Below are 26858 nucleotides of genomic sequence, written 5' to 3'. Positions count from 1 at the left end.
GTTTTTACACTTGTGATGTTCTCGTAGCGTACTAAAGGGAAAGTATCTCAATAAGGGAAGTTGAAATAAGATAGCATGTGTGGTATTAAAATACCCTTGAAAGCTCAATCATAATCGCAAAGATACTAAAAATGTAGCAGAAAACCGTGGAACACTTACATGTAAAAATAATTAATATTTAAAATAATTGACAGGCAGGCCTTTAAAAGGAAGTCTTGCGTGAAACACACTCCCACTCAATGGATAAGCCTCGATTTGTTGAGCCGTCATATGCTCCCGCGCGGTAGTAATTAGCATCTCCTGCATATCCGGGCCACCAAAAACACAGGAAGACACCTGTAATACCGGCACCTCAATCTTGCCCAGCAGCTCCCCAGTGACCGGATTCCAGCGATATACGCCACCACCGCCCCAGTGTGCTACCCACAACATACCTTCCTCATCTATCGTCATACCATCCGGACAACCCAGCTCTCCGGGTATTATCACTGCATTCCTCACAAAACGGATCTCTCCCGAATTCACCTCATAAGCATATTCCCTTACCATGCCAGTAGCAGTATCATTAAAATACATCTTATCACCATACCAAACGATTCCATTGGAAATGCTTACCTGCGCTATCTTGATCAGCGGCGGTTGGTTACGCTCCACACAATACAGCGCTCCGTTGTCTTTCTGCGTGATCAGATGCATGGTCCCTATCCACAAACGACCTGCAGGATCACATTTACCATCATTACAGCGGATACCCGGATTACCATCGAGGACAGCCAAAGTACGGCCCAGCCCCTGCTCCGGCGAAAAACGCACCACCCGGCCCTGTAAGCCCAGCAACAATTCCTGGCTGCCTTGTACCGGCACCATCATACTCACGTACTCGCCTATATGATATTTTGTGCGATGTCCTTCTTTGTCCATCATATACAGGGAATGTCCCAGGATGTCCGCCCAACACCAGGATGACCGCTCCGGCCACCAGAAAGCGCCTTCCCCCAATTCAAAAGGCCCTTGGGAAAATAGTTCTGATTGATAAATCTGCATAGTTCCAAAATAGAAAAGAAATTATGAATAAGGAAACATTGCGTTTTAAGCAGAAATAAGCGTAATTCGTACTTCGTAACTATCATACATGAATATTAACACTTTATCCAAACTCCAAAAAGAAGGACTGATCAGCGACGAGGAAATGCAACGCATTACCACCGCAGAAAACAACCGGCTTTTTTCCCTGCACTGGGAAATCAAAACAATCCTCTATCTGGGCGTATTACTCCTCAGTGGAGGCCTGGGCATCCTGATCTACAAAAACATAGACACTATCGGACACCAGGTGATTCTACTGTTCATTGCACTGGTATGTATCGGCAGCTATGTATACTGCTTCAAACATCGCCCTCCGTTTTCCCATGAAAAAACAGTCTCGCCCAACACATTCTACGATTATGCGTTGCTGTTAGGCAGCCTCACCTTCGTTACCTTCATCGGTTACCTGCAGTTCCAGTACACCGCATTTGGCACCGCCTATGGCCTGGCTACCTTCATTCCGCTGGTGGTGTTGTTTTTTACAGCCTACTACTTTGATCATCTGGGTATCCTGTCTATGGCTATCACCAACCTGGCCGCCTGGGCTGGTATTGCCATCACACCTATGCAGATACTATCGAAAAATGATTTCAGCGACCATACGCTGATCTACACCGGTATTGCATTGGGAGCGGCATTGATATTACTGGCGGAACTGTCTGCCCGCAGAAACTTCAAGGCCCATTTTGCCTTCACGTACAACAACTTTGGGGTTAATATCTTTTTCATCTCGGCCATTGCGGCCATGTGCGTCTTCGACAGCCCTATCTATATGTTATGGTTCCTGCTGATAGCCGGCGCCGGATACCGCTGTTACACCTGGGCTTTCCGCGACCGCTCCTTTTACTTCGCATTGCTTGCAATACTGTATGTGTATTTCGGATTAAGTATCCTGATCTTCAGATTACTCTTTTCAATCCGTAATGGTGATGGCTTTATACTGGCCCTGTTTTATACTGTATGCTCAGCAATAGCTGTCATCCTCCTGTTAATCAATCTCAACAAAAAAATCAAACAATGATCGCCTGGTCTTCCACTACGCTCGACAATCTCGACATACAAACAGAGGCGGCCAAAGCGCACCGTCAGCACTGTATCAGCAATGAAACGCTGGAAACAATCCGCCAGGCGCATCCGGTCAATCTGTATACACCCAATCCCATCATCCGGATCGGCCTCTTTATACTCACCGTTATCTGCGTCAACTTCAGCATGGGATTTATATTGCTTACTATCGGTATCAACAACGAAGGTGCACTGCGCGGTGGTATGGTATTCTGTGGACTCGTCTGTTATGGCATACTCGAATTCGCTGTTCGTGAGAAAAAATGCTACAATTCCGGTATCAATGAAGCCCTGTTATGGATGGCCACCTCTTTAATCAGCACCGGTCTTCTCGTTGATTTCAGTTCTACGATGCCCAGTCCCACCACCATCGCGATGGTGATGCTGTTACTCACCACACTGGCCACCCTCCGCTTTGCAGACATGTTATCTGCAACAGGTGCTTATATTTCCTTGCTGGCATTGATTTTCATACAGGTGCTGAAATTGGGTAGTACCGGCAAAATGATCATGCCTTTTGTGATCATGGGCGTCTCCCTTGTTATTTATCTGATTGTGACCAAACAGATGAAACGCCATGCCCTGCGGCATTACCGGAACAGTCTGACCCTCCTCCGTATTCTTTCACTAATCACCCTGTATCTGGCAGGCAACTACTATGTAGTACGTGAAACCAGCAACACCATGTTTGACCTGCAACTTCCTCCCGGGCAAGGCATTCCTGGTGGATGGATTTTCTGGATACTGACAGTGACTATTCCACTATTGTATCTCTATTCCGGCATCCGGAAAAAAGATGCAGTACTGCTGCGTACCGGGCTTATTTTGGTCTCTATCGTTGTATTCACGGTGCGCTACTATCATCATCTCGCTCCGGTGGAAATAGCCATGGTATTGGCCGGTATCATGCTCACCGGCGGCGCCTGGGCACTCATAAAATATCTCCATACGCCTAAATACGGCTTTACCTACAAAGAGGCCGACGAAGCCAACATGGCAGACAGTATGAGAATAGAATCGCTGATCATCGCTCAAACCTTTACACCTGGCCAAAGCCAGCCTCCCCAGAACGGCTTTGGCGGAGGCTCCGGTGGTGGTGGTGGCTCCAGTGGCGAGTTTTAGCAAAACATTCCTTAACGCCGCGTTGTGTAACGCTGTTTCATCTTGCACAACGCGGCTTCCAGCTACCCTACAGCTGGTATAACGCGGCTTCCGGGTTAGTCAACATATACGAGAAAATACCCCCAAACAGGTCTGTATCCCATCTGATAAATAAGAAAAATGCAGATGTATACTACACAATCCCACCTCAGGCTAATCTATATTACAATCTGATAAACGAGAAAATACGGCTGTATGCTACACAACGCAGCCTCAGGCCGGTTCTATTTTTCAATCTGACAAACAAAAAGGTGGTTAGGAAAGGGTATCATATCCAACGCCCATCGAGGAGAAACCTTCAGTACAAGGCATAAAAAAAGCCTGATCGTTGGATCAGGCTTTGAGCGGAAGACCGGGCTCGAACCGGCCACCCCGACCTTGGCAAGGTCGTGCTCTACCAAATGAGCTACTTCCGCAAAAATGACTAAGAACTGTAATTGCTAAAACGATCATTGATCATTTCAGCCTGGAGCGGAAGACCGGGCTCGAACCGGCCACCCCGACCTTGGCAAGGTCGTGCTCTACCAAATGAGCTACTTCCGCAAAAATGACTAAGAACTGTAATTGCTAAAACGATCATTGATCATTTCAGCCTGGAGCGGAAGACCGGGCTCGAACCGGCCACCCCGACCTTGGCAAGGTCGTGCTCTACCAAATGAGCTACTTCCGCTGATAATAAAGATCTTTTTCCCTTTCTGATAACGATTCCAGCGTGTTGTTTTACCCTGTATCGTTTTTGATTGGGTTGCAAAGATAGGAAACAGAGTGAAAACACAAAATTTTTTTCACCCGTTTTTTAAAAAAATTATTGCACACTATTGTACACAACACGCTCAAACACAATACCACAGCCGCCCACAAGGCAACAAAAAATATTATAGAATTTATATCGTATTCAATCTCGCCACCGGCTTTGCTGCCTTTTTTCGGGCTTTTCGCTGTTTACCCCACCATATGTAAAAGCCGGTAACCGGCAGAGATGCACAAATAAAACTGATGATAAAAGCCAGTATTTTGCCTGGCAGCCCGCCGATAGCGCCTACATGTATATCATAATTCATCGCAATCAGTTTCTCTCCACTGTTCTTCTTCCTGTATTCCTCGCGCCCCAGCAGCTTTCCGGTATATTGGTCAAACTTCAGTTCGTCTGCACCAAAATAAATATCCTTTCCTTTATATCCCCCAATCGTATGTACACCTTCCGGATACGATGCCGGATATACGAAAACACGGTCCACATTTTTAAGCATCGGCTGAGCTGCATCAAAAGCCATGTCCAGTGGCGGATTGCCGGCACCTGCAGTTGTTTTGATGGAAGTATAAACAGGCGATACCGGAGCGGTAGTAGTACCGGATGCAGCCACATATACGGCAGTTTCAAACCATTTAAACGCCCATACCATGCCTGTGAGCGCAATTACCAGGGCCACCAGCAGTGAATAGAAGCCCAGTACATTATGCAGGTCGTAATTAATCCTTTTGAAACCAGCCTTCCATTTGATTTTGAAACTCTGATCGCGCGTTGCTTTGGTCCAGCGTTTGGGCCACCACATAATCAATCCCGTAATCAGCAGCACTACAAAGATAACAGTGCTCCATCCCACTACAGGCTGCCCGTACTTTGTGTTTAGCAACAGGCTCCAGTGGATATACTTCACAATGCTGAAAAAATTATACTTGTAATCTATTCTTCCGGTCACCTGCCCTGTGTAAGGATTCACCAATACAGATTCATAGTATTCCATCACCCCAAAATAGGTGAGTGCCGTATCATTAGCTTTATATGCCATAAACTCCCAGGCCCGGTCCGGAAGACGCCAGGTGGTCATGGAAAGTATCGGTTTATCGGCTCCCAGGGCTTGCTGGGCATGGTCACGCAGCACACTCAGCGGCAAGGTCTGCTCCTGCGGCACCACATGCATTTGCCGATGATACACCAGCTCATTGATTTCCCGCTGGAAAACAAACAGACATCCGGTAATGCTGATAATCAGTACGATGAGACCGGAAGCCAGTCCCAGCCACAAATGCAGCTTGTCTACCACCGTTCGTACCATGGATTTTTTTTTGCCGGGTTTCCCTGCTTCCTTCTTTTTCCGTTGGGTCATTGTTTTCATAAAGGCTGGCCGGGAATATCCGGCGTTACAAAAATCACAGGTTATCAGCTCCGGAACTGCTCTTATCGGGAATATTATTTGCGCAATGAGGAAAAGAAACGAAGGAAGGGAGTAACGAAGACAGTCCGGCATGTCTTTAAAAGCCCGGCTGTCGGGAGTATACAGATTATTCTGCCGCTCTCATGAATCCAAAGGTGCCTTGCTTCCGGCACCCAATCATAGGGAGATACCAACAAAAAAGGCTGACCAATGGTCAGCCCCGGATAATTATGTAAAAGCAGTATGCTTATTTATATTTTGGATTGTACAAGGAACTTTCCTGCACGGTCACTTCAGGTTTACCCTGATATTTGTGCTTGTAAAGATTGTAGCAACCTCCCAGTGTGAATGCCACGATACAAAACAGGCCCACGTAATAGAGGAAGCGGGAGCGGGAAACCCTGTTACGGGTGATGTCATTCTTGTTTTCTATAGTGTTATGTTCCATATTCAGATTATTTCCGGTGCAAACCTAATAAATATTTTGGATTTATCTATTCGCCAAAACAGATATTTTGTCAACATCATATCAGCTCGGAGAATTTTTTGTGTCTCAGGAAATAATACCGCCAGATCATGATACCATGGAACACTCCTTTCATCCGCATGAGTTTCATTTCCGGCAGGTTATCCTGTTTAACATATTTTTTCCGCCACCGGTAATAGTCGCGGTAGGCACGGTAGATGGCGGTCATATCCCTGGGTTTGCCGGACACCAGGCTTTTTACAGCCGCCAGGATATCCAGGAAAAAACGCTGAAAAAGCACGATCCAGCGGTCTTCACTATGCAGGTTCTTCCACAGCATCATCAGATTGTTGCGGAAGTTGAGATATAGTTTACGGGGATTACCTTGCGGCAGACTGCCACCACCTACGTGGAATACTTTGGAACCGGGGCAGTAGCAGATCCGGTAACCGGCCCGCTGCAGACGCCAGCACAGGTCCACCTCTTCCATATGAGCAAAGAAGTCGCGGTCAAATCCGCCTACCTCATGAAAACAGGCCGAACGGATAAACAACGCCGCTCCGGTAGCCCAGAAAATATCCTGTACATCGTCGTACTGGCCTTTATCTTTTTCGGTAGTATACAGAATACGTCCCCGGCAAAAAGTATAGCCCAGCACGTCCATCCAGCCACCAGCAGCACCGGCGTACTCAAACTCATCGGGCTGATGATAGGCCCGCATCTTAGGCTGACAGGCAGCAATACGCGGATCTGATTCCATCAGGGCCACCACCGGCTCTATCCATCCCGGCTCTACTTCCACATCCTGATTCAGCAACACATATATATCGGCCTTCACATGGGCCAGGGCTTCATTATAACCACCAGCAAAACCATCATTCGCAGGGTTTCGGATAATACTGACCGTAGGATAATGCTCCTGTACAAACGCCACACTGTCGTCTGTAGAAGCATTGTCGGCCAGCACCAGCTGCAGATTACCATACGTAGAGTGGCACACCGAGGGCAGGAACTTCTCCAGGAAAGCCTTCCCGTTCCAATTTAAAATAACAACTGCAACTGACGGCAATATGGGCAACGGATATTACGTTTATGCGTGAACAATTAATTTAAGAGATGCAAATATGCAACAAAGGATTTTAATATTTGCTAATCATACAGAATCATCAAAGCGGAATAAGGCTTAAATTAGATTTATGTTTAGACAATATATCGGGTGGAAGTTCGTACTGGCCTCCATAGCAGTGCTCATCATCGTGACCACAATATGGTTTGTCAGCAGCCTGTCGAGAAAAATTCAGGATGAAGAACGAAAAAAAGTAGCCACCTGGGTAGAAGCCAACCGGGAACTCCTCAAATCCGATCCGGACGCCAATCTCAACCTCGCCGTGGAAATCGTGACCACCAACACCACCATCCCGCTGATCCTCACCGACGAACAAGGCACCATCCTCGACAGCCGTAACCTCGACTCCATCCGCATCGCACAAAATCCTCAATACCTGAAAGAACAATTAATCGCCTTCAAAAAACAACATCCTCCCTTTATCATGGAAGTGGATGCCCGCCATAAACTGTACAACTACATCTACTACGGCGACTCCCTTATTCTCAAACAAGTGCGGTACTACCCCTACGTTCAGCTATTGGTAGTAACGCTCTTCATCGCCCTCGTATTATTTGCGCTCTCCAGCACCAACAGAGCCACCCAAAACCAGGTGTGGGTAGGCCTTGCCAAGGAAACAGCCCACCAGCTGGGCACCCCGCTGTCCTCTATGGAAGCATGGCTGGAAATACTCCGGGAAAATGAAGCCAACCAGATGATGGTCACCGAACTGGCCAAAGACGTAGACCGCCTCAAACTGATCACCGACCGCTTCTCCAAAATAGGCAGCGTCCCTAAACTGGAAGAAAGAGATGTACTCGAACAACTGGAAAACATGGTGGCCTATATCCGCAAAAGAGCACCACAGAAAGTATTCTTCGCTACACATACCACCGAAAAGGAATTACCAGTGATGATCTCTCCCCCGCTCTTCGACTGGGTAGTAGAGAACCTCCTAAAAAACGCGCTGGACGCCATGGAAGGCAGCGGCAAAATAGATATCTACATAGAAAATCATTCCACTTTCGTAACCATAGATATCTCAGACACCGGTAAGGGCATTCCTAAAATGAACTTCGAAAAAGTGTTCAAGCCAGGCTTCAGTACCAAAAAAAGAGGTTGGGGTTTAGGCCTCTCTCTAGCCAAAAGAATCATCGAAGAATACCATAAAGGAAGACTTTTTGTAAAATCTTCAGAAATAAATAAAGGCACTACTTTCCGCATCCTGCTTAGGAAGTAGCCGATTTTTACCACACTATAGAAAATACATTTTTGAGAAAAAGCATAAATAAATTTGCTTATTTCTAAAAAGCCCTTATTTTTGCAGCCCATTCTACCAGAAACGATGCGAAGGTGGCGAAATTGGTAGACGCGCTACTTTGAGGTGGTAGTGCCTGAAAGGGCTTGAGAGTTCGAATCTCTTCCTTCGCACCAAGTGGAAAAGTCATAAGACTTTTCCACTTTTTTTTTGCGTATACACTTCATGTATCAACCCCGCCTATACGTTTTCAGCGGAATGGCAATCGGCCGCATAGGCGCAGCACTGGCGCCTCTTATTTTCAAAGGAAGACCGATAAACAGAAACTCATTTACATGGGCGGCTGCCAGCTCCTCCAGATAAAGCAACTCAATAAAAGCAATCCCTTTCTGTGCCAGCAGATAAGTGTGCCCTGGAAGCCAGTTGCTACTATCCCCTGAAGGCAAAGCTTCGAGCCCCAGATTATCAGCACCCAGTAACATCACTCCTTTTTCCTCTACCAGCCACTGCAGCGCTTCCACGCTGAGACCCGGACTGTTACTCATAAATTTCGCCTTGTCGTGGTAGAAATATTTCATCAGCCCTGTTCTGAAAAATACAATATCACCGCGGTTGATCTGAAGCTGCTGACTCCTGATCAGCTCCTTCAACTCTTTCAAACTAAACACGTAATTGCCCGGCAGCACATCTTCTCCTTTATAACCTGCCAGATCAATTAATACGCCCCTACCAGTGATCGGTGGTATTTTTTCCGAGCCCGACTTATCCCAGCCACGATCACTCAGATGTTCATCGGCAGCAACGCCATTCCATATTTTGCCGTTCAAACCAAAATGATTCAACGCATCGATATGGGTACCAGTATGAGTGTACATCGATATGGCATCACCGGTATAACTGACTTTTTTATTGACCGCCTCACCCTGATGCGTGGTATTGCCCACTACCGTACCGCGTGGCGTATGTGTGAGCCAGTATTGATACGCAGGGTCTCCCAGCTCAGTGAAACCGGGCATGCCAACAAAGTACTCCACACCCAGGTCGTATATTTTCCCTGAACTGATGTTTGAAAACAGCCGGACATTTAAACTGTCGCTCATCATATTCAGCGATCCGATTTCATCTGCCGGGCCCCAGGGACTCTTGCCCACTTCCTGCCCCAGCGCAGTAACGCTGCTGAATAATACGAATGTGATGCCGGTAACAGCCTTTTTGATTAATACTTCAATTGTTTCTTTTGCCATTGTATTTGATTTTATTTTTGAACGATCATTCAATAACTAGACATAAAAAAATGCCCACTAAAGGGCATTAAATTTTATGTAGAAAACAGCGTATCAGTCAGCGTCTTTTCCATGGCATCCAATAACTTACGGTCGTGGTGGATCAGCTGCAGCTGCCAGATGCCGGCGAAGTTTGCGGTAATAAACGCCGCCATGGTCCGGGGATCCTTTGTACCGGAGATGGCACCTTCGGCCTGGGCCTCTGTTATCCAATCCGATAATATAGACACCAATACCAGGTTATGTGCTTTCAGCAGTTTAAGAACTTCGGGCTCCGTTTGCGCCAGCTCAAAACTGGACCGTACCACCATGCAGGCTCTGTCTTCGATAAAAGAACGCTGCACCGCTTTGTGAATAACTGCTTTAATAGCCGCCAGCGGAGAAGTGGCGGATATTCCGGCCGCCCTGTAGCCGTTTTCACTCATGTCACAGTACATTTTCAGCCCGGCCAGAAACAGCTGGAGTTTATCGCCATAAGCCCCGTAAATACTGCCTGGGTTCAGCGACATCGCTTTAACAAGGTCCTTCATGGATGTTGCATAATAGCCTTTCTGCCAGAATACTTCCATCGCCTTTTCCAGCCTTTCTGCGGGTATGAATTCCTTATTTCTTGCCATATCAACACAAAGTTATAATTCTTGAACGATCATTCAAAATATTTTAGCAAAACCATCCTCCGCTTCTTAACAATTCCTTCATCTTTTCTTAACAGCCGGCTAATAGTAAAATCTGAATTTAGCTATACCCCAGACAAGAAAAAAAGAGACTATCCCTTTTACCATTGTTTGTTTACCGTACATACTGGAAGGAAGTAGTATTCCTTCCATTTTTTTATTCCCGCCGGGCAAACTTTCTAAACCCTATCTTTACATAATTTTTGTATTGAGATTATGGGAACATCTATTACCTGTCCCAATTGCAAACACCAGTTTGTCATGGAGGATGCTTTTGCAGCAGACATTGAAAAGGAGATGAGGGGGAAAATGGAAGCTGAATGGCGCAGGCGCCTGGATTCCCTGCAGGCCGAAAAAAACTCCCTGCTTTCCGAAAAAACAAAAATGGCGCAGGAACGCCAGCAGATAGAAACGCTCAGACTTCAGCAGGAAGATGAGATCAGCAAAAGGGTGCAGGCAGAGAAAAAACATCTGCAGGACACCCTGGCGGAAGACCTGCGCAAATCCATCTCCGCTGATTTTGACAATCAGATGGCCCTGCTCCGTGAAGCCAACCAGGAACAGGAAGCCAGGCTGAAAGAAGCCCGCAGACAGGAACTGGAATTTCTCCGGAAAGAACAGGAAATGAAAAGCAAGGAACAGGAAATGGAACTCCAGCTTCAGAAAAAACTGCTCGAATCACGCAGTGAACTGGCAGAAAAAATCCGCCGGGAAGAAGCAGAACGCAACAGCCTTAAAGATACCGAATACCAGCTGCGTATGCGCGAGCTGGAAAAACAACTGGAAGACCAGCGTAAACTGGCCGAAGAGATGAAACGCCGCGCCGAACAAGGCTCTTCTCAGCTGCAAGGCGAAGTACAGGAGCTGGTTCTGGAAGAAATGCTCCGCAGCACTTTCCCTTTCGACGAAGTAACACCTGTAGGCAAAGGCGTAAGAGGAGCCGATTGTGTTCAGCTGGTACGCAACTCCGTGGGTCAGGAATGTGGCCGCATCATCTACGAAAGTAAAAGAACCAAGGAATTTGCACGCGACTGGGTGGAAAAACTGAAAGCCGATATGCGTAGCCAGGGTGTGGATGTGGCCATTCTCGTTACACAGACAATGCCTAAAGACATGGAACGTTTCGGAGAAAAAGACGGTGTATGGATCTGTACCTTCTCCGAAGTAAAAGCACTGGCTTATATCCTGCGGGATAGTATTATTAAGATCGCTGCCAGTGTACGCACCCAGGAAAATAAAGGCGACAAAATGCACATGCTCTACGGTTACCTTACCAGCATTGAATTTGCTGAACAATGGAAAGCCATCAGAGAAGGTTTTATGTCGATGAAATTATCGATACAGCGCGAACGCGATGCCATGGAAAAACTCTGGAAAGCCCGCGAAAAACAACTTGAAAAAGTATTACTCAACGCTGCCCATATAAAAGGCTCTATCGAAGGTATCGCCGGCAGCGACTCCGTAGATCTCAAACTACTGGAAGACGCCGCTGATGAAATACTGGAATAACCTTTAAACCAAATTGTTTTCAAATCGTCTCACTAACCTATGAAAAGCCGTATAAACAACGAATACAACACGATCATTTTTGATCTGGGGTCTGTATTGATAGACTGGAATCCTCGTTATCTTTACCGTAAGATATTTGCCACTGAAGAAGAAATGGATGATTTCCTGCAAAACATTTGTACACCCGACTGGAACGAAGAACAGGATGCGGGCAGAAGCCTGCAGGAAGGCACCGAAATGCTGGTAGCCACTTATCCGCAACATGAAGCGCATATACGCGCATTTTACGGCCGCTGGAAAGAAATGCTGGCTGGCGAAATCGCCGATTCTGTAACGCTGCTGCGCCAACTGAAAGAGAGTGGCAAATACAAACTCTATGCACTCACCAACTGGTCTAACGAAACTTTCCCGCTCGCACTGGTCGAATTCCCTTTCCTGCAATGGTTTGATGGTATTGTGGTATCAGGCCGTGAAAAACAGCGCAAACCCTCTCCCACTTTCTACCAGCTGCTGCTCGACAGATACCAGGTATCTCCCGAAAAAGCATTGTTTATCGATGATAACCTGCGTAACGTGAAAGCAGCCGAGCAACAAGGTATTGACAGTATCCACTTCATCCACCCGGAGCAATTGAAAGATGCATTAATCACAAAAAACATATTAAATTAGTCATCTTTGTTAAAAGCTCATTTTGTTAACCCAATTCCATTTTAAGATTACCTTAACAATTCCTCACTAAACTTTTTGTAACATCTTCCCATCCAAAGCGTTGAACAAGAAGAGATACGGAAACTTCCTGCAGCCGCGTGCCAACCGGCGTTAAATTTGTTAACATTTGACACGCACTCCGCTGTTAACCTGTACACGGAAGAGACCATTCCTTAAAAATTAATACGCGAGGATATGAAAAGAACAATGTATTTACTAAGTACTGTTGCCGTTGTGATGGCAATACTTTCATTCAGCAGCTGTCGTAAAGACCCCTTGAAAGATATGACAGATGAGGAGTCACGGATTTATATCACCAACCACGACGCCAAAGCTGACTTCACCTCCTATTCCACTTTCAGCATAGTAGATTCAGTGGTGGTGCTGAGCAGAAACAGCGACTCTGCTAAAAAAGCGCTGACTACCTACGACAAACAACTGATCGCTTCTGTTACCGCTGCCATGAAACAACGTGGCTACACGCTGGTAGATAAATCTGCCAAACCAGACCTTGGCATCAACCTCACCAGGATAGACAACTCTTATACGTCTATCAGCTGGAACCCTGGATGGTGGGGCGGTCCCGGCTACTGGGATGCCGGCTACTGGGGATATCCCGGTGGTGGCTGGTACTGGCCTTCCTACTATAACGTGTTCCAGGTAAACGAAAAACAAACTGCTATCGATCTCTTCGATCTGAAAAATGCGCAGAACGACAAGTTCAATGTCATCTGGAACTCGCTCTGGCGCGGTTCCGGCGTATGGAATACCAACAATGTGGATGCAATGGTTCAGGCTTCATTTGCCCAGTCTGCCTATCTGAGCAAAAGCAAATAAGCTGATTCTAAAACTTTAAACTGATTAGAAGATGAAAAAGATAAAAAACTGGCTGCTGGTGCTGGCAGGATGTGTGGCTGTTCAAGTGGTATCTGCACAAAGCCGTCCGCCGCTTTCTTTAGACCTGAACTATTCCATTGCCCAGCCACTGGGCTCCCTGAAAGATTATAGCAATAAAACCAGCTTCCGCGGATGGAGTGCCGGCCTGCAATATATGCTGAACGACCGCCTGTCAGTAGGCTTCCGCAGCGGCTTCCAGGACTATTACGAAAGGCTGCCACGTGCCATATACTCCGACAAACAAGGCGATATTTCTGCCGTACAGTCCCGCACCCTGCAGGTGATTCCCCTCCAGGCCACTGTCGGTTATGCTTTCACCAAAGCCACCAGCCCCGTAATACCTTACGGCCTGCTCGGCATCGGTGCCGCTAATATGAACTACGAAAAATACTGGGGTGAATTTGTGGAGAAAAATAACAGCTGGCAGTTTATCGTAAGCCCCGAAATAGGCATCAACGTGCCTTTTGGCGCCTACTCTCCGGTGATGTTTAACGCTAATGTGCGTTACAACTACTCACCGTATAAGTTCAACGATATCACCAACTACAGTTCCATTCAGGCAAACATTGGGCTTAGAATCCATATCCACTAAGCTTTTTATCCATATTCATGAAAGAGGAAAAGTGAGGATGTCTCCCGCTTCGTATTAAACGGAGCGGGATTTTTTTATCTACATCAAATAAAATAGTCGGCAAATCCTTTACTGTAAGACTCTTTAATACTGCCATCCGCAGCCTTGTAAATATATAATGCTTCCAATCCAAGCCCCGGATGCTCTGCAATAAAACGGAGTCCTCTTTCCACTCCCATCAGAATAAGCGGATTATCAAATGCATCTGCGGTAAAACAATCTTTTGCGATCACCGTCACACTGATGATATTGTTGTGTAGAGCAATACCAGTAGCAGGGTCGATGGTATGGGCAAAGCGGGTGCGTCCCTGGTCAAAAAAACGACGGTAATTACCGCTGGTAGCTATTCCCTTGTTCTCCAGCTGTACCATCCCCTGAATCGGTTCGTAGGTGGTATCTCCGGGAGCTGGTCGTTCTATACCTACCCGCCATGTTTTTCCCTGCTGATTCACGCCTTTAGCACACAACTCTCCGCCTACATCCACCAGGTAATTGTGAATTCCCTGCTGTTCCAGGAATTTTCCCAGCACATCTACCGTATAGCCCTGAGCAATACCATTGCAGTCGATCTGAACTCCTTTTTTGGTGGTAGAAAGATGCTCCCCTTTTACCCGCAGATAACGGTAACCCACATACGATAATGCATTCTTAATGCTATCGGCTGGTGGCACACCTTTGAAGCCTGGTTTGGTAACACCAAATCCCCAGAGATATACCAGCGGCTTTACGGTAATATCAAAAACACCGTGGGTAGCTTTACTGGCAAACAGGGCCTTGTCTACCACGGCCTGCATATGCTCATCCATGGTCACCTGGCCGGTAGCATTAAACTGATTGATCAGCGAACCCGGCTTATACAACGACAATGACTGGTCTATCACCGCAAATACGGAGTCTATCCGCTTTTGCAGCGATGTCGTGTCTGCTGTCAGGTATTTTACAATGTAATAAGTGCCTTGCGCCTTTCCTTCGCAGGCGGCCAGTTTAAGCGGTAACTCCTGCGCACTGGCCACAGTAGCCAGGAACAAACCTGTCAGCAGTAATAAAAATCTCATGGTAAGCTGGTCCCTTTTTAATTGGAAATAACAACCAGCGAGTAAGATAATATTTTGTGATGGCCTTTGAAAGTCCCCGGGCTAAAGCCCGGGGCTAAGTTTGTTGGAAACTGAAGCCCAGAGCTAAGATTATTTGATGCTGAAGCCCATAACTAAATTTGTCTGAAACCAAAGTTCAGCGCTTTAGTCCCGGATACAACCCGGGAAAGCTTATATCAAATTTAGCCCCGGGCTTCAGCCCGGGGATTATTTAAAAGCATCCATCCCCGTCACGTCCATGCCGGTGATTAAGAGATGAATTTCATGCGTTCCTTCATAAGTAAGTACACTCTCCAGGTTCATCATGTGGCGCATAACCGGGAACTCTCCGGTGATGCCCATACCGCCCAGGATAGAGCGGGCATCGCGGGCAATTTTGGTAGCCACTTCACAGGAATTACGTTTGGCCATGGAGATCTGTGCCGGTGTGGCTTTGCCTTCGTTTTTGAGTACGCCCAGGCGCCAGTTGAGCAACTGTGCTTTGGTGATTTCTGTGATCATCTCTGCCAGTTTCTTCTGGGTGAGCTGAAAACCACCGATAGGGCGGCCAAACTGCGTACGTTCTTTAGAGTAACGGAGGGCGGTATCATAACAGTCCATCGCTGCTCCGATCACGCCCCAGGCAATGCCGTAACGTGCGGAAGAAAGACAGCTGAGGGGGCCTTTTAACCCTTTTACGCCGGGCAATATATTTTCTTTGGGAACTCTTACATTATCAAATACCAGTTCACCTGTAGCACTGGCGCGCAGGCTCCATTTACCTTTTGTTTCGGGGGTGGTAAATCCTTCCATACCTCTTTCCACGATGATGCCACGGATAACACCTTCTTCATCTTTGGCCCATACTACGGCAATCTGTGCAAAAGGTGCATTGGATATCCACATCTTGGCGCCGTTGAGGATCACATGATCGCCATCTTCTTTAAAGTTGGTGATCATGTCGGCAGGGTTGGAACCGTGGTCTGGTTCTGTGAGGCCGAAACAGCCCATCCATTCACCGGTGGCCAGTTTGGGCAGATATTTTCTTTTCTGGGCTTCGCTGCCAAAAGTAAAGATCGGATACATCACCAGCGAACCCTGTACTGATGCGGTAGAGCGGATACCGCTATCTCCTCTTTCCAGCTCCTGCATCATCAGTCCATAGGCAATATGGTCCATACCGCCACCTCCGTATTCCTGCGGGACGGTAGGGCCAAAACAGCCCAGGTCACCCAGGCCTTTCAGAATCTGCGAAGGGAAAGCCGCGCGTTGGCAATAGTCTTCAATAATAGGTGAAATCTCTTTTTTTACCCATTGCCTTACTGTATCACGAATTAACAGATGCTCTTCCGTTAACAAACCATCTACAGCAAAATAATCGGGTGACTGGAATAAATCTTTAGACATCTATTTGGGTTTAGTAACCCAATATAACCAATTACGAATTACGAAATACGAATTACGAACTGTAAACAGAAGGGATATTACTAAAGTATTCGTTCTCAATTCGTAATTCATATTTCGTCATTCACAATTCATAACAAGTTCCCTATCTTCGGTTTAAATTCAGGGTTATGGCAAGCAAAATTATTCCTGCACTGCTGCTGATGGGGTTTATGTTCCTTGTGATCCTAACTTTCAATCCTACGCCATTACGATCTGTTTCTCTTTCGGGAGTGGTGACGCATAAAAAAACGGTACCGAACCCGGATATCAAGTGTTACTGGATGGTTTTTCTTAAAACGGGCCCGCATCGGGACCAAAATATGGAAGATGCCGCGAAAATTCAGTCTGCCCACCTGCAAAATATTACCCGGCTGGCCAAAGCCGGCAAACTGATCACTGCCGGTCCTTTCGGCAACGATGGTGATCTGAAAGGCATGTTTATCCTCAATTGTAAAGATAGTCTGGAGGCGGTGCAGCTGGTGGAAAGTGATCCTGCTATAAAAGCAGGACGGCTGTGTTTTGAAGTGCTTCCCTGGTGGACAGAGCGGAATTGTCTGTTTAAATAATTGCTGAGGGGTTAACTTTTATTTTTTAGACAGATGTTCTTCTTTTCGTGCAGATATTTTTTTGTAAACCTGTCAGCGGTTAACTTTTAGCCCCAGTAGAAATTTTTCCGGGCTGCGACTAAAAGCTAACGCCAACTGCAACTGCGTTTAGAGGCTTACAGCTGCCTGGTTCAGATAAGTGGCCATTTCCTGTTGATATTGCAGGGCCGCGTTGCGGGCATCCACAGCAAAATCTTCTCCGTTACCGGCATAGATAATAGCGCGGCTGGCATTTACCAGCAGTCCGCAATCTTTGTTCATGGCATGTGTGGAGATCTCTTGCAGACTGCCGCCTTGTGCACCTACTCCTGGCACCAGGAAGAAATGATCAGGCGCCATTTCACGGATATGCGCCAGCTGGGCTGATTGAGTGGCTCCTACCACAAACATGAGATTATCAGGTGTACCCCATTGCATCGCTGCTTTTATTACTTTTTCAAACAACAGCTCTTCACCTGCCTGCTGCAGCTGAAAATCCTGGCTGCCTTCATTGGATGTGAGTCCCAGCAGGATGGTCCACTTCTCAGGGAACTGAAGGAATGGCAACACGCTGTCTTTGCCCATATAAGGTGCTACCGTAACGGAATCAAACTTATACGTATCAAAAAAAGTTTTTGCGTATTGTGTAGAGGTATTGCCGATATCGCCTCGTTTGGCGTCAGCAATGGTAAAAATACCGGAAGGGATATATTCTACCGTACGCTGCAGGCTTTCCCATCCACGGATGCCCATACTTTCGTAAAAGGCGGTATTGATTTTATAGGCTACACAAAGGTCTTTGGTAGCATCAATAATTGCCTTGTTAAAGGCAAACACCGGATCTGCGTGAGACAGCAGGTGTTTCGGAATCTTTTGTATGTCAGTGTCCAATCCTATACAGAGATAAGATTGTTTTTCCTTGATAAGATTCACCAATTCCTGTCGATTCATAGTCGGTTTTTATTTGGGGCGCAAAGTTAAGCAAAACTTAAGCATTGCAGCTGTTTTACACATATTATGATTACTTATGATCTAATTACTGTGATGTATTTGTTGTGGTTGTTATGTTTTTTTACCGACAATCTATACGGAGGATGACTCGATTAAAGGTAAGGAAAAAATGGATGAAGAATTTCAAATTAAAGCACTGCTTTTTCTAAAAAAAACAGCGAAGACAAAGCGGTTTCATCCACATTGTCTTCGCTGAGTAGCTGTTTTCCGGTATCCCGGATCAGGCGATAATATCTACGATTTTAGTAGGTGCTATATTGGCATTACGCATAGCAATGCTTCTGGCGGCGGCACCAGCCACGTCCAGGAAGGCTTTGCGGGTGATTTTATCATCGCTGGCCATAGCCGGTACGCCGGTATCGCCACCTTCTCGGATGCTTTGTACCAGCGGAATCTGGCCCAGGAACGGAATTTCCAGGTCTTCAGCCAGTTTTTTACCACCTTCTTTTCCGAAGATGTAGTATTTGTTTTCCGGAAGTTCTGCCGGCGTGAAGTAAGCCATATTTTCTACCAGACCGAGGATCGGTACATTGATCTGTTTACCGCTGAACATAGCGATACCTTTTTTGGCATCTACCAGGGCCACATCCTGTGGAGTGGTCACGATTACAGCGCCGGTAACCGGTACGGTCTGCACCAGTGTCAGGTGGATATCACCGGTTCCGGGAGGCATATCGATCACCAGGTAGTCCAGTTCACCCCAATGTACATCTGTAACAAATTGTTTCAAAGCACTGCTGGCCATTGGTCCGCGCCAAACCACAGCATCTCTTTCATCAATCAGCAAACCGATAGACATCACTTTGATACCGTATCTCTCCATAGGCTCTATCATGCCTTTACCATCTACATTAACCATCAGTGGTCTTTCTCCGCGAAGGCCAAACATGATAGGTACAGACGGGCCGTAAATATCGGCATCCATCAGACCTACACGGGCGCCATCACGACCAAGGGCCAGGGCCAGGTTGGCAGCCACGGTAGACTTACCCACACCTCCCTTGCCGGAAGCCACTACGATGATGTTCTTCACATTCGACAATACAGCTCCGCCATCTTTACGTCTGGAGCTTACGTTAGCCGTCATCACCACTTCCACTACCGCGTCTTTGCTGACCATCATGTGAATAGCGTTTACACACGCATTTCTGATAAGATCTTTCAAAGGACAGGCTGGTGTCGTCAATACCACCGTAAACTTCACTTTATTACCGTCTATCTCTATATCTTTTACCATGTTCAACGTCACCAGATCCTTTCCCAGATCGGGCTCTTCGACGTTGCTCAGGGCCTGTAAAATCTGCTCTTTCGTCATCATAAATTGTTGTTAAAATTTGAATGCTGCCTGCAAAGTTAACCCAATTGCAAGTTATTTTACAAACTCCTTTGCGGTCATCCATTGTAAGGGAACAAGTAAACTAAATTTCTATATCTTAGGGCCGGCATGCATCACAAAAGATCCTACATACTGTCACTCATACTTGCGTTCCTGTTATCACCTTTCCTATTGAAGGCTCAGATTGCAGATTTCCGCGACAGCGTTATTCAGATTTCAGGTGTAACCATGACAGCTGACAGTCTCAGAGCCATCCCGGCAGTAAGTATTATTGTAAGAGGACAAGGCAGAGGTACTATTTCCAACACCGCCGGTGTTTTTTCGATCGTTGTATTCAAAGGTGATACCCTCACCTTCAGTGCGGTTGGCTTTAAACGCAAGGATTATAAGATTCCGACCACCCTTAAAGGTAACAATTTCTCGCTGATACAACTAATGGTGGAAGATACCACCTATCTCCCCGTCACTATTATCAAACCCTACCTTTCCCGGCAGGAGTTTGAAAGGGCTTTCGCCTCTATGGACGTCCCCGACGATGCCTACGAGATTGCCCGTAAAAACACGGAAAATGCCCGCATACGGGCCATGTCACGCTTCACCCCCGTTGATGGCGCAGAAGGCGTAAATCATTATCTCAATAAACAGGCGCAGTCGCTCTATTATGCAGGGCAACCACCGCCACAAAATATCTTCAACCCCCTCGCCTGGGCACAGTTCATCCAGGCCTGGAAAAGAGGCGATTTCAAACGAAAAGACGACTACTAGTTATCACGATAAAAAGACAAAGACCTGGGCAATCATCACCTGCTCAGGTCTTTGTCTTTTTATACAATTCATAATTTCAGCTTATATTGCCCTATTATCAGAACCAAAATAATCTCCATGCAAAAAATAGCGGTAATAGGCGCAGGTACCATGGGTAACGGTATCGCACACGTATTTGCTCAGAATGGCTTCAGCGTAAACCTGATAGATATCTCAGAAACAGCCCTCCAGAAAGCATTACAGACCATCTCCAAAAACATCGACAGACAAATTGCCAAAGGCACTGTCTCCGAAGCAGATAAAACACAAACCCAGGCCAATATCACCACCCATACTGCCCTGGCAGATGGTGTGAAAGAAGCCTCCCTTGTAGTAGAAGCAGCCACTGAAAACATAGCCCTCAAACTGAAAATATTCCAGGAGCTGGACCAGCATGCGCATCCCGATGCCATCCTGGCCACCAACACCTCCTCCATCTCCATTACCAAAATTGCCGCCGCCACCAAACGGCCGGCCAAAGTGATCGGCATGCACTTCATGAATCCCGTGCCTGTCATGAAACTGGTAGAGATCATCAACGGTTATGCTACCGACAAAAATGTCACCGAACAAATCGTTGCCCTCTCCGAAAAACTGGGCAAAGTACCCTGCGTAGTGAACGACTACCCCGGCTTCATCGCCAATCGTATTCTCATGCCCATGATCAACGAAGCAATCTACTCCCTCTTTGAAGGCGTAGCTGGCGTAGCAGAAATCGATACCGTTATGAAACTCGGTATGGCACACCCTATGGGGCCTCTGCAACTCGCAGACTTCATCGGCCTCGACGTATGCCTTTCCATCCTCAACGTATTACACGACGGATTCGGTAATCCTAAATACGCTCCCTGTCCTCTTCTTGTCAATATGGTCACCGCCGGCTATCTCGGCGTGAAAAGCGGAGAAGGGTTCTATCAGTATACACCCGGAAGCAAGGAGTTAGTAGTGAGTCCTCTGCATCAGAACCGCGGATAAAATCAGAAGGCCCATTGCACTTGCAATGGGCCTTCTGATTTTATATCTTTCCGCAAAAAACATACATCATCACGGTTACAGTGTCCGATAATGAACACTTCCCTCCACTTCCGAACAATTTTTCCTCTCCCGCAAATCCTAACTTCCTCATTATCAAACATCCTGTTTCTGGCATATTCTTTATCACTCTCCGGTATCACCCTGAAACTTTACTACCATGTTGAAGCGTTATAAAATCTTTCTGATCACTGTGGCTGTTGTGGTAGCTATGCTGATGATTTTAAAGAGAGAATGCCTTAAAATGGACAATCCCGGACCTTCCCGGTCTCCTGATATCTGTTTTGAACTGATCGCTGAATTTCCGCTGATCGGGAAACAGGCTACTTCATCGGCTTTATCTCCAACCCATGAATGTCACGGAGACGCAGCAGGCACAACTCCTCATTCGATTTGGGCACGCCTATGTCCATAGCACAGAAGAGCTGCAGCTCCTGGGAAAGTACTGTACAGCTGAGCTGTTTTACCACGATCATGACATCATTCATAATCGTATAGTCGAAACTGAGATGGTACCTGGATTCTATGTTTTTCTGGATGGCAGGCACCAGTTGTAATACCATGGAAGCACTTGCCTTATAGGCATTGATCAGCCCCGGTACGCCCAGCAGTGTACCCCCGAAATAACGCACCACCACTATCAGTACATCCGTCAGTTGTTTACTGTCTATCTGCCCCAGGATAGGCTTGCCGGCAGAACCGGAAGGTTCTCCGTCGTCGTTGGCCCTGAACTGCAGTCCGTCTGTTCCCAGCCGGTAGGCATAACAATGGTGGGTAGCTTTCGGATGCTCCTTTTTTACTTCCAGCAGGCATTCCTTCACCGCCTCCGGGGTTTTGACAGGAAATACATAAGCCAGAAACTTGCTGCCCCTGTCTTTAAACTCAGCGACAGCTGTTTTATCAATCGTAAAATAAACCTCCATCAAAATATTTTAGAAAAACCAAATACTATTTATCTCCGCTACGATGGTAAAAATCGATGCGATCGCCTTCCAGGTATACTGTATTGTCCGGCACCGCATGAGATATGGCTGGTGCTGACAGCCCATCAGGTAGTGTAACCGTTCCCGTTATAATACGGGCTTCGTCCCACAGACCGGCTTCCAGGAAACGCTGTAATACATAAGGGCCTCCTTCTACCAGTACGCTCTGTATCTGTTGCCTGTAGAGGCTTTCCATCAGCTGCGGCAGCAGTTCCCGCTGAAAATCAAGCTGCAGGGTCTGTGTAAGGCCATGAGGACTGCTTTCTTCCGCTGTCAGGAAGATGGTAGGGATACTGCCATCCCACAAATGATGGGTACGGGGAACAGACAGGGTCCTGTCTATCACCAGGCGGATAGGATCTTTTCCCGGCCACAGGCGGGTATTGAGGCGGGGGTTGTCGAGCATAGCGGTGCGGGTACCCACCAGAATGGCCATTTCCTCACTACGCCAGCGGTGTACCAGACGGTTACTCCAGGCATTGGAGATCCGTACGGGTGTGCCGTCGCTACCGGCCATAAAGCCGTTGCCGCTCTGAGCCCATTTAAGAATTATATAAGGACGTTGTTGCTCATGAAAAGTAAAGAAACGGCTGTTGATAGCTCTGCAGGCTGCTTCCAGCACGCCGGTATGCACTTTGATACCGGCATTTTTCAGCTTTTCGATCCCTTTTCCGGCTACCGCCGAGAAGGTGTCTATACAACCGATCACAACTTCGGGAATCTGTTGCGATACGATCAGGTCGGCACAGGGAGGTGTTTTACCGTGATGGGCACAAGGTTCCAGACTTACATACATGGTAGCCCTTGATATCAGCGGTCTGTCTTCTTCCACCACACTATTGACACAATTTACTTCAGCATGAGCCTGACCATACTGCTGATGGTAACCTTCGCCGATAATACGGCCCTGATGCACCAGCACCGCGCCTACCATCGGATTGGGTGCCGCATTACCGCGGCCCATGGCCGCCAGCTCCAGGCACCGCCGCATAAAAATTTCATGGTCCGTGCTATTCATGATACCCTGTTAAGTAATATTTTTGCCAAAATTACGGTTTTAGCCAACGGAAAATGCCAATCAACCCCCGGTTTGCATTTTTCGGTCATTTCTTAAATTATCAATTTTGACAATACAAACAGCCTTTACCTATATCACAGGTGCTATAGGTGACTTATATGACGAGCGCGAAGCGGCCAATATCGCCCATATCGTACTTGAATATATCACGGGCATGAATAAACTGGACCGCCTGGTCCATAAAACAAAACTGCTGACGCCTGATCAGAACGCCCGCCTGAAAACAGCCATAGAAGCGTTGTTACGCCTGGAACCGGTGCAGTATGTTACCGGCACCAGCTGGTTTTATGGTATGGAGCTGTTGGTCAATAAAAGTGTGCTCATCCCCCGGCCGGAAACGGAAGAACTGGTAGAATGGATTGTACAGGAACTTGCTGGCAAACCACGCCCTCATCTGCTCGATATCGGCACCGGCAGCGGATGTATCCCGCTGGCCCTGAAAAAATCTATTCCGGCAGCAGTGGTTTCCGGCATAGATGTCAGCGAAGATGCGCTGACAGTGGCACGCGACAATGCCACCAAACAACGCCTGGATGTCAGTTTCTGGCATATGGACACCTTAAACACCCGGCAAACCGACACCCTGCCTATGTTTGACGTGATCGTCAGCAATCCGCCTTATATCACACAAAGTGAAAAGGCCGAAATGCAACAACAGGTATGGGGCTTCGAACCTTCGCTCGCCCTGTTTGTGCCAGACAACGATGCGCTGCTGTTTTACCGGTATATCGCGCAGCTGGCACAACACAAACTAAACGCCGGAGGCGCCCTCTATTTTGAAATCAATGAATCATTGGGGAAAGAGGTAGTAGCCCTGCTGGAAGAGCAGGGATTTACAGCTGTGGTGCTCAAACAAGACATGTTTGGCAAAGACCGCATGGTGAAAGGAACATTCACGAAGTAATATACTATCACATAAAAGGCAGGGAGCAAAGACTACAACGTAATCTTTGCTCCCTGCCTTTTATAACTATGATTATTTCTTTGCTGTGGCCAGCACTACCTTCGCTCCCAGTTGTTTGGCAACTTCCATCACATTCACCACCTCTTCAATCGGCACCAGCTTTTCAGCATTGATTACAATGGTAGGATCTACTTTTTCATTGCCAATAGCCGGAGCCAGGGCCTGTTTGAGGCCTTCAAAAGGTACTTTGGTAGTACCCACGAAAAACTCATGTTTTTCGTTGATGCTGACTACCACGGTTTGTTTGGCTTTGGTATTACTCTGAGCTTTCGGCAACATCAGTTTGATGACGTTGGGATTGGCCAGTGTGGAAACAATGAGGAAGAACAACAGCAAAATGAACAGGATATCGTTCAATGCCGAGTTGTGCATTTCCACATGTTTCTTATTTCTCCTGCGTAAATTCATTATCTGTTGATTTATCGGGTTGGTTCCTGCAGGATATCGGTAAATTCTGCAGCAGCACCTTCCATCTTGTTAACAACCTTATCTATCTGGGCATTCAGGAAGCTGTAGCCAATGAAGGCCACGATACCAATGATCAGACCAGTAGCGGAAGTGATCATCTTTACATAGATACCGCCAGCAATAGTGCCCAGGGTAATATCGGAAGTAATGGAGATATTGAAGAAGGTCTGGATCATCCCGGCGATAGTACCCAGAAACCCGAACATAGGCGCGATACCGGCTATGATAGATAAGATAACAAGATTTTTCTCCATCCGGTAGATCTCCAGTTTTCCAACGTTCTCCATAGATTTTTCGATGGAATCGATCGGTTTACCGAGACGCTGGATGCCTTTATCGATCATACGGGCAATAGGACCCTGTGTGTTTTTAGCCAGTGAACGTGCACCCTGGATATTACCGGTGGTGATCTGATCACGGATCATCGGCATAAAATTATCTTCCAGACGGCCTGCTTTGGCAATTGTGAGACACCGTTCCACAAAAACAAATACAGCAACCACAGAGAGGATACCGAGCGGAATCATCAACACGCCCCCTTTCATGAGCATATCAATCAGGTGTATCTGTTGCTGTGGCGCGGCAGCAACACTAATGCCCTGCGCCACCGTGTCGGCCTTCGGTGTTAATAATGGATCCTGTAAGAGTGTAATGAGCCCTAGTAGCATGATGGATTTTCTTCTATTAACGGTTAAAATAGTAAAATAATTACGATTTACGAATTAGGAATTACGATCCGATCTTTCATTCGTCATTCGTAATTCCTGATTCGTAATTCCATTTTCAGGCCTTTTCCTCCCAAACCTGTGCCAGATATACAATTGTTTGAACAGCTTTTTGCATATCCTGTATACTTACATACTCATGTTTGCTGTGGAGGGCCATTTCACCGGTAAAAATATTGGGGCAGGGTAAACCCATAAATGATAAACGGGAACCATCGGTACCGCCACGGATACTCATTTTCAGCGGCTGTACACCGGCCCTGCGGATAGCTTCCGCTGCATTGGCCGTTACCTGAGGATACTGGTCCAGCACCTCTTTCATATTGCGGTATTGTTCTGTTACCTTTAAAGTGGCACGGGCACCGGGATGATGGTCCAGCACCTTGTCCATTACCCGGCGCAGGAAGCTTTCGTGCGCTTCGAGGCTGGACGTATCAAAATCACGGATGATAAAGTCTATTTCCGTTTTCTCCACGGTACCGCTTATACGAACGGGATGTATAAATCCGTCCCTGTCTTCGGTTGTTTCCGGAGAGAGGCCGTCTTTCGGTAAAGCATCTACGATTTCACCAGCAATTTTAATTGCGCTGATCAGCTTTCCTTTGGCAGCACCAGGGTGGGCACTCACACCATAAACAGTGATCTTGGCGCCATCTGCAGAGAAGTTCTCATCTTCCAGAGAGCCCAGTTCACCACCATCCATAGTATAGCCGAATTGTGCAGCCAGCTTTTTCATGTCTACCTTTTCCACACCACGGCCTACTTCTTCATCAGGGGTAAACAGAATGCGGATAGCACCATGTTTTACTTCCGGATGAGTCATGAGGTAGCTGGCCGCATCCATGATCTCTGCCACGCCGGCTTTATCGTCTGCACCCAGCAGTGTAGTACCGCTGGCAGTAATGATATCATCTCCTTTTTTGCTGGCCAGATAAGGATGCTCACGGGAGCTGATCACCACCGTTTGATCGTCAGGCAATACAATATCTCCACCATCATAATTACGGTGAACAATAGGTTTTACACCAGTGCCACTACTGTCTGAAGAAGTGTCCACATGAGAGCAGAAACAGATTACAGGTACCTGTTTATCTGTATTGGCAGGGATGGTAGCATATACATAACCATGTTCATCCATCTCAGCATCTGTGATGCCCATCTCGTGTAATTCCTTTACCAGCAACCGGGACAGGTCTTTCTGTTTTTCTGTGGTCGGAAAGCTGGTACTCTGAGGATCTGATTGTGTATCTATCTGCGCGTAACGAATAAAACGCGTGTCAACGGTGTATTGATAATTTGTAAACATATTGCAAACGTAAGGAAAAAACCCGTGTCCCCTTTTGCCGTAGAATATT

Annotated in this window: 26 protein-coding genes and 4 tRNA genes; 12 read left to right on the top strand and 18 right to left on the bottom strand. The window is 46.9% G+C overall.

All coding sequences use genetic code 11. From position 1 onward, the window contains the following. Nucleotides 1–171: 171 nt before the first annotated feature. Entirely contained in the window at nucleotides 172–1044 is an 873-nt protein-coding gene (locus tag DF182_RS19780; RefSeq protein ID WP_113617547.1) for an SMP-30/gluconolactonase/LRE family protein, read from the bottom strand. Nucleotides 1045–1132: 88 nt separating this feature from the next. On the opposite strand from DF182_RS19780, the gene DF182_RS19775 reads away from it, so the two are divergent. Next, the gene (locus tag DF182_RS19775; RefSeq protein WP_113617546.1) at nucleotides 1133–2107 is read left to right on the top strand and encodes a DUF2157 domain-containing protein; all 975 of its coding nucleotides are present in this window, start codon (nucleotides 1133–1135) and stop codon (nucleotides 2105–2107) included. Beyond that, nucleotides 2104–3273 (top strand): hypothetical protein, encoded by a 1170-nt coding sequence (locus DF182_RS19770; protein WP_113617545.1) that lies wholly within the window; start codon nucleotides 2104–2106, stop codon nucleotides 3271–3273. Before DF182_RS19775 ends, DF182_RS19770 begins: the two co-directional genes overlap by 4 nt. A gap of 382 nt (nucleotides 3274–3655) precedes the next feature. Here the strand turns inward: DF182_RS19770 and DF182_RS19765 are convergent. The 6 genes from DF182_RS19765 to DF182_RS19740 all read right to left on the bottom strand — a co-directional run bounded on the left by DF182_RS19765 (nucleotide 3656) and on the right by DF182_RS19740 (nucleotide 7003). Continuing rightward, nucleotides 3656–3728 (bottom strand) — tRNA-Gly (locus tag DF182_RS19765). Nucleotides 3729–3779: 51 nt separating this feature from the next. Further along, nucleotides 3780–3855 (bottom strand) — tRNA-Gly (locus DF182_RS19760). A gap of 51 nt (nucleotides 3856–3906) precedes the next feature. Beyond that, a tRNA-Gly gene (locus DF182_RS19755) sits at nucleotides 3907–3982 on the bottom strand. A gap of 214 nt (nucleotides 3983–4196) precedes the next feature. Further along, complete coding sequence (locus DF182_RS19750) at nucleotides 4197–5429, bottom strand: PepSY-associated TM helix domain-containing protein (RefSeq protein ID WP_245957498.1); 1233 nt, start codon at nucleotides 5427–5429, stop codon at nucleotides 4197–4199. Nucleotides 5430–5715: 286 nt separating this feature from the next. Continuing rightward, nucleotides 5716–5916 carry a hypothetical protein gene (locus tag DF182_RS19745; RefSeq protein ID WP_113617543.1) on the bottom strand — a complete coding sequence of 67 codons (201 nt, stop codon included), beginning with the start codon at nucleotides 5914–5916 and terminating at the stop codon, nucleotides 5716–5718. Between the two features lie 76 nt (nucleotides 5917–5992). Beyond that, nucleotides 5993–7003, bottom strand: coding sequence for a glycosyltransferase family 2 protein (locus tag DF182_RS19740; protein ID WP_245957497.1), 1011 nt, complete (start codon nucleotides 7001–7003; stop codon nucleotides 5993–5995). Nucleotides 7004–7130: 127 nt separating this feature from the next. Here DF182_RS19740 and DF182_RS19735 point away from each other — a divergent pair, with 127 nt between their 5' ends. Together DF182_RS19735 and DF182_RS19730 are read left to right on the top strand one after the other, a co-directional pair. Beyond that, entirely contained in the window at nucleotides 7131–8279 is a 1149-nt protein-coding gene (locus DF182_RS19735) for a sensor histidine kinase (protein ID WP_113617541.1), read from the top strand. Nucleotides 8280–8386: 107 nt separating this feature from the next. Continuing rightward, a tRNA-Leu gene (locus DF182_RS19730) sits at nucleotides 8387–8473 on the top strand. Nucleotides 8474–8527: 54 nt separating this feature from the next. On the opposite strand, the gene DF182_RS19725 is transcribed toward DF182_RS19730, so the two are convergent. Both DF182_RS19725 and DF182_RS19720 read right to left on the bottom strand, forming a co-directional pair. Further along, complete coding sequence (locus DF182_RS19725; RefSeq protein ID WP_113617540.1) at nucleotides 8528–9541, bottom strand: cyclase family protein; 1014 nt, start codon at nucleotides 9539–9541, stop codon at nucleotides 8528–8530. 74 nt (nucleotides 9542–9615) lie between these two features. After that, nucleotides 9616–10197 (bottom strand): TetR/AcrR family transcriptional regulator, encoded by a 582-nt coding sequence (locus tag DF182_RS19720; RefSeq protein WP_113617539.1) that lies wholly within the window; start codon nucleotides 10195–10197, stop codon nucleotides 9616–9618. A gap of 318 nt (nucleotides 10198–10515) precedes the next feature. On the opposite strand from DF182_RS19720, the gene DF182_RS19715 reads away from it, so the two are divergent. The 4 genes from DF182_RS19715 (at nucleotide 10516) to DF182_RS19700 (ending at nucleotide 13960) form a co-directional block, all read left to right on the top strand. Continuing rightward, nucleotides 10516–11763 carry a DUF2130 domain-containing protein gene (locus DF182_RS19715; RefSeq protein ID WP_245957496.1) on the top strand — a complete coding sequence of 416 codons (1248 nt, stop codon included), beginning with the start codon at nucleotides 10516–10518 and terminating at the stop codon, nucleotides 11761–11763. A gap of 39 nt (nucleotides 11764–11802) precedes the next feature. Then, a complete protein-coding gene (locus DF182_RS19710) occupies nucleotides 11803–12432 on the top strand; it encodes an HAD family hydrolase (protein ID WP_113617537.1) in 630 nt (209 codons plus the stop codon). Between the two features lie 234 nt (nucleotides 12433–12666). Beyond that, on the top strand, nucleotides 12667–13308 hold the full coding sequence (locus DF182_RS19705) for a DUF4136 domain-containing protein (protein WP_113617536.1): 642 nt from the start codon (nucleotides 12667–12669) through the stop codon (nucleotides 13306–13308). Between the two features lie 31 nt (nucleotides 13309–13339). Then, nucleotides 13340–13960, top strand: coding sequence for an outer membrane beta-barrel protein (locus tag DF182_RS19700; RefSeq protein WP_113617535.1), 621 nt, complete (start codon nucleotides 13340–13342; stop codon nucleotides 13958–13960). 83 nt (nucleotides 13961–14043) lie between these two features. Here DF182_RS19700 and DF182_RS19695 read toward each other — a convergent pair whose 3' ends face one another. Together DF182_RS19695 and DF182_RS19690 are read right to left on the bottom strand one after the other, a co-directional pair. After that, on the bottom strand, nucleotides 14044–15054 hold the full coding sequence (locus tag DF182_RS19695) for an FAD:protein FMN transferase (protein ID WP_113617534.1): 1011 nt from the start codon (nucleotides 15052–15054) through the stop codon (nucleotides 14044–14046). Between the two features lie 246 nt (nucleotides 15055–15300). Further along, nucleotides 15301–16479, bottom strand: coding sequence for an acyl-CoA dehydrogenase family protein (locus DF182_RS19690; protein WP_113617533.1), 1179 nt, complete (start codon nucleotides 16477–16479; stop codon nucleotides 15301–15303). A 167-nt stretch (nucleotides 16480–16646) separates the two neighbouring features. Between DF182_RS19690 and DF182_RS19685 the strand changes: the two genes are divergently transcribed. After that, complete coding sequence (locus DF182_RS19685) at nucleotides 16647–17084, top strand: YciI family protein (RefSeq protein WP_113617532.1); 438 nt, start codon at nucleotides 16647–16649, stop codon at nucleotides 17082–17084. A gap of 147 nt (nucleotides 17085–17231) precedes the next feature. Here the strand turns inward: DF182_RS19685 and pyrF are convergent, their stop codons facing one another. After that, on the bottom strand, nucleotides 17232–18053 hold the full coding sequence (gene pyrF / locus DF182_RS19680) for an orotidine-5'-phosphate decarboxylase (protein WP_113617531.1): 822 nt from the start codon (nucleotides 18051–18053) through the stop codon (nucleotides 17232–17234). Nucleotides 18054–18333: 280 nt separating this feature from the next. Next, nucleotides 18334–19431 carry an Mrp/NBP35 family ATP-binding protein gene (locus DF182_RS19675; protein ID WP_113617530.1) on the bottom strand — a complete coding sequence of 366 codons (1098 nt, stop codon included), beginning with the start codon at nucleotides 19429–19431 and terminating at the stop codon, nucleotides 18334–18336. A 126-nt stretch (nucleotides 19432–19557) separates the two neighbouring features. On the opposite strand from DF182_RS19675, the gene DF182_RS19670 reads away from it, so the two are divergent. Then, the gene (locus DF182_RS19670) at nucleotides 19558–20214 is read left to right on the top strand and encodes a carboxypeptidase-like regulatory domain-containing protein (protein ID WP_113617529.1); all 657 of its coding nucleotides are present in this window, start codon (nucleotides 19558–19560) and stop codon (nucleotides 20212–20214) included. A gap of 117 nt (nucleotides 20215–20331) precedes the next feature. Further along, nucleotides 20332–21228, top strand: coding sequence for a 3-hydroxyacyl-CoA dehydrogenase family protein (locus DF182_RS19665; protein WP_113617528.1), 897 nt, complete (start codon nucleotides 20332–20334; stop codon nucleotides 21226–21228). A 380-nt stretch (nucleotides 21229–21608) separates the two neighbouring features. Here the strand turns inward: DF182_RS19665 and DF182_RS19660 are convergent, their stop codons facing one another. Then, nucleotides 21609–22208, bottom strand: coding sequence for an IMPACT family protein (locus DF182_RS19660; RefSeq protein WP_113617527.1), 600 nt, complete (start codon nucleotides 22206–22208; stop codon nucleotides 21609–21611). 25 nt (nucleotides 22209–22233) lie between these two features. After that, nucleotides 22234–23286, bottom strand: a complete 1053-nt coding sequence (gene ribD, locus DF182_RS19655) for a bifunctional diaminohydroxyphosphoribosylaminopyrimidine deaminase/5-amino-6-(5-phosphoribosylamino)uracil reductase RibD (protein ID WP_113617526.1) — start codon at nucleotides 23284–23286, stop codon at nucleotides 22234–22236. A 106-nt stretch (nucleotides 23287–23392) separates the two neighbouring features. On the opposite strand from ribD, the gene prmC reads away from it, so the two are divergent. Further along, a complete protein-coding gene (prmC, locus tag DF182_RS19650; protein ID WP_161964187.1) occupies nucleotides 23393–24250 on the top strand; it encodes a peptide chain release factor N(5)-glutamine methyltransferase in 858 nt (285 codons plus the stop codon). 72 nt (nucleotides 24251–24322) lie between these two features. Here prmC and DF182_RS19645 read toward each other — a convergent pair whose 3' ends face one another. The 3 genes from DF182_RS19645 to pepT form a co-directional block, all read right to left on the bottom strand. Beyond that, on the bottom strand, nucleotides 24323–24718 hold the full coding sequence (locus DF182_RS19645; RefSeq protein WP_113617524.1) for an ExbD/TolR family protein: 396 nt from the start codon (nucleotides 24716–24718) through the stop codon (nucleotides 24323–24325). 11 nt (nucleotides 24719–24729) lie between these two features. After that, nucleotides 24730–25446 (bottom strand): MotA/TolQ/ExbB proton channel family protein, encoded by a 717-nt coding sequence (locus tag DF182_RS19640; protein WP_113617523.1) that lies wholly within the window; start codon nucleotides 25444–25446, stop codon nucleotides 24730–24732. A 115-nt stretch (nucleotides 25447–25561) separates the two neighbouring features. Then, nucleotides 25562–26809 (bottom strand): peptidase T, encoded by a 1248-nt coding sequence (pepT, locus tag DF182_RS19635; RefSeq protein ID WP_113617522.1) that lies wholly within the window; start codon nucleotides 26807–26809, stop codon nucleotides 25562–25564. Between the last annotated feature and the right edge of the window lie 49 nt (nucleotides 26810–26858).

The sequence above is a fragment of the Chitinophaga flava genome (genome assembly GCF_003308995.1).
In the GTDB taxonomy this organism is placed as follows: domain Bacteria; phylum Bacteroidota; class Bacteroidia; order Chitinophagales; family Chitinophagaceae; genus Chitinophaga; species Chitinophaga flava.
Note: the sequence above shows the minus strand (reverse complement) of the source record. Positions and strands in the feature narration are given on the sequence as shown.